Source organism: Vibrio sp. L5-1 (assembly GCF_021728315.1).
Taxonomy (GTDB): Bacteria; Pseudomonadota; Gammaproteobacteria; order Enterobacterales; family Vibrionaceae; genus Vibrio; species Vibrio splendidus_K.
In genome coordinates, this window is record NZ_JAKKCQ010000032.1 from 1 (window position 1) to 1326 (window position 1326).

A 1326-nucleotide genomic window follows, 5' to 3' on the forward strand; every position below is an offset into this window, starting at 1 on the left:
CCCAGACTCAAAAGGTTATTACTACCTAATCTGGGCTTATCGCAAGTTATTACGCCTTTCATCGCCTCTGACTGCCAAGGCATCCACCGTGTACGCTTAGTCACTTAACCATACAACCCGAAAGGGTTTCTATTTGCTTTCACTTTAAAAAGTGAAGACAAATAAGCGTATGGCAACTAACCAAGGTTTTTGGTTATCATCAAGAAGGGTTAATTCTTGATGACTGTTTGCCGGACTCAATTTACTTTTTGTTTCCACTTTTTAATAAAAAGTAGAATCAAAAAATGAACAATCATTTCTGATCATTCGAATACAAGACACTTGAATGTGTTTGTTGTGTTTATACCGTTCTTATTAAATAAGAGCAGATAAACATTGAGAACTTTTAAATTTGATTAACTTAATCACAGCCTTGGCCGTTTTGTTTTACTTTTTAAAAAGTAAAAATAATTAAGCTAATCAGTCAGCTTTCCAAATTGTTAAAGAGCAAGAGTTTTTCAAGTTTTAAACTTTCAAAACCATTTTTAAAAACTCTCATCAGACTGTTGTCATCAAAGAATACTTAAAGATGGTGGGCGATACCGGGCTCGAACCAGTGACCCCCTGCTTGTAAGGCAGGTGCTCTCCCAACTGAGCTAATCGCCCATGATAGTTTCTTTTGTCTTCACTTTTAAAAAGTAAAAATAAAAGCCATTCTTCATGGAAAAAGAATGGTGGAGCTATGCGGGATCGAACCGCAGACCTCCTGCGTGCAAGGCAGGCGCTCTCCCAGCTGAGCTATAGCCCCGTATTTTTATTTCCTTGGGAGGAAATGGTGGGCGATACCGGGCTCGAACCAGTGACCCCCTGCTTGTAAGGCAGGTGCTCTCCCAACTGAGCTAATCGCCCCAAATTTTTATTTCCTTGGGAGGAAATGGTGGGTCGTGCAGGATTCGAACCTGCGACCAATTGATTAAAAGTCAACTGCTCTACCAACTGAGCTAACGACCCTTTTTACTTCTTGAAGGAAGTGGTATCCCGTAGGGGAGTCGAACCCCTGTTACCGCCGTGAAAGGGCGGTGTCCTAGGCCTCTAGACGAACGGGACACTGCAATTTATCTCTACTTTAAAAAGCAGAAACAAACTTTGAAGAACCTTGGGAGTTCTTCATCTCTTTTTCTTTCTAAACCTAATCAATCTGTGTGGACACTCATCGTAAGTATCTTCGTATAAGGAGGTGATCCAGCCCCAGGTTCCCCTAGGGCTACCTTGTTACGACTTCACCCCAGTCATGAACCACAAAGTGGTGAGCGTCCTCCCCGAAAGGTTAAACTACCCACTTCTTTT

At 41.9% G+C, this 1326-nt stretch carries 5 tRNA genes and 2 rRNA genes; all 7 read right to left on the reverse strand.

Going from position 1 to position 1326, the window contains the following annotated elements:
- Positions 1–110: ribosomal RNA gene (locus L3V35_RS25370) — 23S ribosomal RNA — on the reverse strand; the annotation flags it as partial.
- Positions 111–569: 459 nt separating this feature from the next.
- A tRNA-Val gene (locus tag L3V35_RS25375) sits at positions 570–645 on the reverse strand.
- Positions 646–711: 66 nt separating this feature from the next.
- A tRNA-Ala gene (locus tag L3V35_RS25380) sits at positions 712–787 on the reverse strand.
- Between the two features lie 25 nt (positions 788–812).
- Positions 813–888, reverse strand: a tRNA-Val gene (locus tag L3V35_RS25385).
- A 26-nt stretch (positions 889–914) separates the two neighbouring features.
- Positions 915–990 (reverse strand) — tRNA-Lys (locus L3V35_RS25390).
- A 20-nt stretch (positions 991–1010) separates the two neighbouring features.
- A tRNA-Glu gene (locus L3V35_RS25395) sits at positions 1011–1086 on the reverse strand.
- Between the two features lie 123 nt (positions 1087–1209).
- A 16S ribosomal RNA gene (locus L3V35_RS25400) occupies positions 1210–1326 on the reverse strand; the annotation flags it as partial.